Genomic DNA, 6,719 nt, shown 5'->3' with positions numbered 1-6,719 from the left:
TATCGAACGTATTAGATATGACGCCTATTTCTTTATGACGCGGCTTCTTACGATGGCATAGCGCATGTTGTGGCTTCTTTTACCACATTCACCGCTGTTATTGCGCAGGTTTTTGAGCCCAAACGTGAATATAACGGCCTAGCGACAGATATGGCTCTTGGCGACATAGCTGTTTCTCTAGTTCCAACACATCTTCAAATTGGTAATCGCCCATGTACTCCATATTGCCTATGTAGTCACTGAAAGAGCGAATGCCTGATTTACCACAGATATCTAGACCAGCGTCTTCTATCCATTGATAAACCTCTTCAGGCTTCAAGCCTTTTTGTGGTTGCAGCTTAAACCTTTTTCGATGTAGCATCCCATTCAATACATGAGGAATGTTGCCACAAATCACATTTTTCAGGACTAAACCATGGTGGTTGTAAAACATTATCGAGGCAATACCACCGGGTTTTACTTGTTCCAACAATAAATCAAGTGCCTGTTTAGGGTCTGCTAACCATTCCATTACGGCATGAAACATCACAAAATCGACTTTCTCTTCGAGATGCTCTGCCACTTTTTGTACCGGAGAATGAATAAATCGATATTGCTCGAGCAAACCCGCTTCGCTGATACTTTCTTCTGCGAGCTTCAACATTTCAGAAGAAAGGTCGCACAGAGAAACGTTGTGGCCTAGTGTCGCAATTTTTTGTGACATCTGTGCAAGCCCACCACCGGCATCAAGCACATGCAGCGGCGAAGCGGATTGATCAAACTTGCTCAAAGCTTGTTCTAAATCTTCCCATACGATGCACTGACGGATCTCTCCTTTGTCAGAGCCGTAAATGTTTTTTGCAAATTTGTGGGCAATATCGTCGAAATTACGGTCTTCAGTCACGGCTACTTGAGTTATTATGTCCTATCGTGCCTGCTATTCTGTCACAGGAATTTCAGGAATAAAGAGGCGATGTCTCTTTTTACTACTAAGTGATGTTTTTTCGGACTATTCGGATATGTTTGAGCTGAAAAAAGTAGTGTCTTCGTTACTGATGCCACTGCCAGCAATGTTAATTCTCGCTTTTCTGGGTTTAGCCCTAGTGATGTTTACTGCAAAAAGGAAGACAGGTTGCCTAATTACCCTTTCAGCCCTCTGTGGTATTTTCCTAATCGCTTTCCAGCCTGTTTCTAGTCAACTTTTAATGCCAATGGAAAGGCAACACACCGCTTTTTTACCTATCGATGATACCGTCGATTACATTATGGTTCTTGGAAGTGGTCACGTTGTTGATGACCAAATCCCACCAACATCAGAACTTAGCCGCACCGGTCTGATGCGCTTAAGTGAAGGGATTCGTATCTTACGTCTTTACCCTGGAGCTAAACTCATTTTGTCTGGTTATGGCGCAGGCACTGAGGTGAGCAACGCAAAAATGATGGCTAAAGTAGCGCTAGCACTCGGCGTGGCAAAACCCGATATCATTCTGCTTGAAACTGCGAAAGATACGTGGGAAGAAGCTCGCCAAGCCGCTGCATTTGTTAAGAATAAGAAAATGGTGCTCGTGACATCAGCTAGCCATATGACTCGCGCACTTAATGAATTCAATGCCGCGGGCATGAAACCATTACCAGCTCCAACCAACTACCTTGCACAAGAAGGGATTGTTGAACCATGGAATAAGTATATGCCTAAGGCTATCTATCTCGAGCAGACTGAGCGCTATTGGCATGAGACGATGGGATTAGTTTGGCAAAGCTTGCGAGATTGGCTAGACACAAGTAATGACCCTGTCGAGAGCAGTACTCCGACGGTAAACAATTAAAAAGTTCAGTAAAAAAAAACCGAGGCATCATTGATGTCTCGGTTTTTTTACGTTCAAGTATCGTTACTGAAATCAGCTTTCCACAGGAAATTAGTCACCAGCAAACATGTAACCTTCACCGTGAACCGTCACAAAAATTTGTGGATTCTTAGGGTCAAACTCCATTTTTGCACGCATACGACGGATTAACACGTCGATAGTGCGGTCATTCGGCGCGTCTACTCGATGGCTGATCATATTCAAAATACGTTCACGGCTTAATACTTGGTTAGGGTAAGAAGAGAGTGCAACCAATAGTTCATATTCAGCTTTGGTCAATTTCACCGGCTCGCTGTTCTTGCTTAGCGCACGGCGAGGTATATCAAACGTCCATTCACCAAAACGAACCACAGATTCGTCTTCTGTTTGTTCTACCGCAACCGCTGCAGTTTTACGAGCAGCCGAAATACGCCACAAGAGGTTTTTAACTCGAACCAACAACTCGCGAAGTTCGAAGGGTTTAGTAACGTAATCGTCTGCACCCATTTCAAGGCCAACGATCTTGTCAATGCTATCCGTGCGTCCAGTAACTAAAATTATTCCAATGTCTGATTGACTGCGTAATTCGCGAGTTAGCATCAATCCATCTTCGCCTGGCAAGTTGATGTCTAACATAATGAGGTCAACGTTATTTTCTTCTAACATTTTTCTCATTTGAGCCCCGCTTTCAGCTTCGCTCACTGTGTAACCTTCATTCTGGAAATATCCAACCAGTTTACTTCGGGTTACCACATCATCTTCTACGACTAATACGTGATAGCTCATCTACACCACTTTTCTTATTTAATAGTTTCAGTGACCATTCTATTCATAACTCGTAACAATTCTAGTACTACAGAAGATAAAAGCCAGAAACATGATTTTTTTTTGATACAAGACAATCTTAAACCTTGCTATTTGTCGCCCATCGCAATTCAATATAGGCATTACTACTAACGAGTAACTTTGCGTTTCGCAAATAACCTTGTTATTCAGCCTTGGTGTGCCTATACATAAATCACTCGACGATGCTAGGTATACACACACCACAAGACTAAATCAGGATCTAAGAAATGAAAGATACGAAAGCATTCAACGAACAACGATCAGAAATATACTGGTGGCTATCAAGCTTGTTCGCTAAAGAGCTCACTCAAGAAGAACTCGATCACTACCACTCTGTTGAAATTCGTTCTTTCCTAACTGGTTTAGGTGAAAATGAAACACTAAAGCCGGCGATTGATAGCTTAGTGGATGCGCTCAACCGTCTACAAACACGTGAAGATGCTCAATTAGAATTGTCTGCTGACTTCTGTGACTTATTCTTAAAGACTGATAAACATGGCGCACTTCCTTACGCTTCTATGTATATCGGCCAGACTGGCCTATTGAACGACAAGCCAGCAAAAGATATGGAAGAGATCATGGCTAAACACAACTTAGTGGTTAACCAAGACCTAAAAGAGCCAGCTGACCACATTGCTATCGAACTCGATTTCCTAGGTAATCTAATCATTCGTTCGAACGAAACTGAACTTGAAGAAGAACTAGAGAAATCCTTCGCTGTTCAACAACAATTTATCGAACAGCAACTGCTTACTTGGGTACCAAAGTTCAACGCCAAATGTCATGACATTGACACATTCGGTTTCTACGCTTCAATCTCATCCCTGCTATTGGCATTCTGCAAATTGGACACTCAATACCTAGCTGGCGAATAAGCTTTTTTTGACGACTCGATAAATAAATTCAATAGAATTGTGACCATTCACCCGGATTTCTGGGTGAATTTTATTGCGAGTAATTTCTAGTCAGTCTAAAATTGTGACCGCAAACGATAAAATATGAAACATTCACGAAATGCTACACTTATTGAAGTTCAGAGCATTTCGGTGTTAAGACAAGCCGCTCAATAGCGGTTTTTTGTTTTTTAGCACTTTAGTACCCAAAGAGCCCTACAAATTTAAGCTCTTAGTTAGGTAGCTTAACGGCTACTTCATTCCGTACTTTGGGAAAGTAGCTTCTAATAGGATAAAAACATGGCCACTATAAAAGATGTCGCACGCTTAGCCGGCGTATCAACAACAACCGTTTCTCACGTAATCAACAAAACTCGCTTTGTTGCTGAAGCGACTCAAGAAAAAGTAAACAAAGCCGTAGACGAACTGAACTATGCGCCAAGTGCCGTTGCTCGTAGTTTGAAGTGCAATACAACACGCACCATCGGTATGCTAGTGACTCAATCAACTAACCTATTCTTCTCTGAAGTTATCGATGGTGTTGAGAGCTACTGCTACCGTCAAGGTTACACTTTGATCTTGTGCAATACGGGCGGTATCTACGAAAAGCAACGTGACTACATTCGAATGCTTGCAGAGAAACGTGTAGATGGCATCTTAGTTATGTGTTCTGACCTGACTGAAGAACTAAGAGAGATGTTAGACCGTCACGCAGACATCCCTAAAGTTATCATGGACTGGGGCCCTGAAAGCTCTCAGGCTGATAAGATCATCGATAACTCTGAAGAAGGTGGCTACCTAGCAACCAAATACCTCATTGAGCGCGGTCACTCCAAGATTGCATGTTTAAGTGGCCACTTAGACAAAGCAGCGTGTGTTGAACGCATCTCAGGTTACAAGCGCGCACTCAATGAAGCGAAGATTACTGCCGATGAAAATATGATCATCGAAGGCAACTTTGAATGTGACACAGCTGTGATTGCTGCTGACCAAATCATTGAGATGGAAGATCGCCCTACCGCAGTATTCTGTTTTAACGACACCATGGCATTAGGACTGATGAGCCGATTACAAGAAAAAGGCATTCGTATTCCTGAAGATATCTCAGTGATCGGTTACGACAACATAGAATTGGCTGAATACTTCTCTCCACCGTTAACGACGGTTCACCAACCTAAGCGCCGTGTTGGTAAAAATGCATTCGAAATACTACTAGAGCGTATAAAAGACAAAGACCACGAAAAACGCGTCTTCGAAATGCACCCTGAAATTGTTGAGCGAAGTACAGTTAAAACGTTAAATTAATTGATGTAATGAGTTTAGTTTAATCAAGCGCACCTTTAGGTGCGTTTTTTTTCTCAACAAACAAAGTGCACTTGCATGCATATCTCAAAGATCATTAATTGAAGCAATATCACATTTTGAAATAAGAAGTGTGAGCCTAATTCAACAAAAACTTTATTCTAATAACCCAGTCACGCACAGGGCAAACCACTTGAAAAAGTGGGACGCAAAGCTTCCGGCCTAAACCACTCGTTGGTATGGTAGCGGGGTTACCGATGGCAAAATGCAGTAACTGCTAATACTTTAGTAATTTACAGCCTATTGACAATTTAATTGCAACATTTTGCTAATCTCTCGGACCTGCTTATTTGGTGGCGTAGTTCAAATACACCGAGATAAATAACATGGATAAACCGATACTAAAGGACTCAATGAAATTATTTGAGCCCCTAGGAAAAATTAAATCACGCTCAATGTTTGGTGGATTCGGGCTTTTTGCTGATGACACTATGTTTGCCCTGGTTGTGAATGACCAGTTGCATATACGAGCTGACAAATGCACAACACAACAATTCGAACAACAAGGATTTCAACCGTACGTCTACAAAAAACGTGGTTTTCCTGTCGTTACTAAATATTTCGCTTTACCTGAAGGCTTATGGCGAGACCAAGAGAAAATCTTGCAGCTTGCGACTACGTCTCTAGGTTTTGCTAAAGAAGAGAAAGCTGAACAATCTTCTGCTAAACCAACTAGACTCAAAGATCTGCCTAACCTTCGACTCGCTACAGAGCGGATGTTGAAAAAGGCAGGGATCGATTCTGTAGAACGTTTATATGAATCTGGCTCTGTAAACGCATTTAACGCCATCAAAGAATCGCATGCGTCTTCTGTCAGTATTGAACTGTTATGGGCGCTAGAAGGCGCGATCAATGGTACACATTGGTCTGTTATACCGCAGCAACGTCGTGAAGAGCTTATCAATCACGTCAATTAACATTGTCAGTGCAAACTATATAGATAACTAAGCCGCATTTTTGCGGCTTTTTTATATCTGGTGAAAGTTATTCTATGCTTTGCCTGTCTATCTATACTAGTGGTATACATTGAAAAACTAATGGTATGCATTGAAAATTTAGAGGAAGTATCAATGAGTAAAAAAATGATATTGGGTATTGTGTTGGTCATAACCATCGTCTTGTTAGGCGTCAATTTCGGCCAGTACTTAACGCTTGAAAATGCAAAAGCCCAGCAAGCTGTTTTGAATGACTACATCGAGAGCAATTTCATTGCCGCTGCCGCTATCTACTTTGTCGCGTATGTCATGATTACGGCTTTCTCAATTCCTGGCGCTGCCGTTGTTACGCTGTTAGGCGCTGCGCTGTTTGGGTTTTGGAACAGTTTACTGCTGGTGTCTTTCGCGAGCGCTATTGGCGCAACCCTCGCCTTCTTAAGTAGCCGTTACTTGTTGCGTGACTGGATCCAAACCAAGTTTGGCGACAAGTTAGCCACCATCAATAAGGGCGTTGAGAAAGACGGTGCATTTTACTTATTCTCGCTACGTCTAATTCCTGTTTTCCCATTTTTCCTTATCAATCTATTGATGGGTCTAACACCGATGTCGGTGAGTCGTTACTATATTACTAGCCAAATCGGTATGTTGCCGGGTACCGCCGTTTTCTTGAATGCCGGAACTCAACTCGCAGAAATTGATTCACTTTCGGGCATCGTGTCTCCCTCAGTACTGTTGTCATTTGCCTTACTGGGTGTGTTCCCAATTATTGCTAAATGGTTGATGAACAAATTTCGCTCAGCACCTGTCGCTGAGTAACGTATATAGCTAGCTAGATAGCTAAATAGCTAAGTAGCTAAGTA

At 42.2% G+C, this 6,719-nt stretch carries 7 protein-coding genes and 1 riboswitch; of the genes, 5 read left to right on the top strand and 2 right to left on the bottom strand.

Going from position 1 to position 6,719, the window contains the following annotated elements; all coding sequences use genetic code 11:
- Positions 1 to 97: 97 nt before the first annotated feature.
- Complete coding sequence (gene cmoM / locus AB4653_RS15395; protein ID WP_102257365.1) at positions 98 to 883, bottom strand: tRNA uridine 5-oxyacetic acid(34) methyltransferase CmoM; 786 nt, start codon at positions 881 to 883, stop codon at positions 98 to 100.
- A gap of 115 nt (positions 884 to 998) precedes the next feature.
- Here cmoM and elyC point away from each other — a divergent pair, with 115 nt between their 5' ends.
- Positions 999 to 1,805 (top strand): envelope biogenesis factor ElyC, encoded by an 807-nt coding sequence (gene elyC / locus AB4653_RS15390; RefSeq protein WP_009846356.1) that lies wholly within the window; start codon positions 999 to 1,001, stop codon positions 1,803 to 1,805.
- Positions 1,806 to 1,895: 90 nt separating this feature from the next.
- Here elyC and torR read toward each other — a convergent pair whose 3' ends face one another.
- On the bottom strand, positions 1,896 to 2,609 hold the full coding sequence (gene torR / locus AB4653_RS15385) for a two-component system response regulator TorR (protein WP_009846355.1): 714 nt from the start codon (positions 2,607 to 2,609) through the stop codon (positions 1,896 to 1,898).
- Positions 2,610 to 2,896: 287 nt separating this feature from the next.
- Between torR and torD the strand changes: the two genes are divergently transcribed.
- The 4 genes from torD to AB4653_RS15365 all read left to right on the top strand — a co-directional run bounded on the left by torD (position 2,897) and on the right by AB4653_RS15365 (position 6,675).
- Positions 2,897 to 3,544 (top strand): molecular chaperone TorD, encoded by a 648-nt coding sequence (gene torD, locus AB4653_RS15380; RefSeq protein ID WP_009846354.1) that lies wholly within the window; start codon positions 2,897 to 2,899, stop codon positions 3,542 to 3,544.
- Between the two features lie 318 nt (positions 3,545 to 3,862).
- On the top strand, positions 3,863 to 4,867 hold the full coding sequence (purR, locus tag AB4653_RS15375; RefSeq protein WP_009846353.1) for an HTH-type transcriptional repressor PurR: 1,005 nt from the start codon (positions 3,863 to 3,865) through the stop codon (positions 4,865 to 4,867).
- A 170-nt stretch (positions 4,868 to 5,037) separates the two neighbouring features.
- Positions 5,038 to 5,123: riboswitch (cyclic di-GMP riboswitch) on the top strand.
- A 127-nt stretch (positions 5,124 to 5,250) separates the two neighbouring features.
- Entirely contained in the window at positions 5,251 to 5,841 is a 591-nt protein-coding gene (locus tag AB4653_RS15370) for a TfoX/Sxy family DNA transformation protein (RefSeq protein WP_102257366.1), read from the top strand.
- 153 nt (positions 5,842 to 5,994) lie between these two features.
- A complete protein-coding gene (locus tag AB4653_RS15365; protein WP_009846351.1) occupies positions 5,995 to 6,675 on the top strand; it encodes a TVP38/TMEM64 family protein in 681 nt (226 codons plus the stop codon).
- The last annotated feature ends 44 nt before the right edge of the window (positions 6,676 to 6,719 follow it).

The organism is Vibrio sp. 10N.222.48.A3 (genome assembly GCF_041475345.1).
In the GTDB taxonomy this organism is placed as follows: domain Bacteria; phylum Pseudomonadota; class Gammaproteobacteria; order Enterobacterales; family Vibrionaceae; genus Vibrio; species Vibrio tasmaniensis_A.
This window is presented reverse-complemented; position numbering and strand designations above follow the sequence as displayed.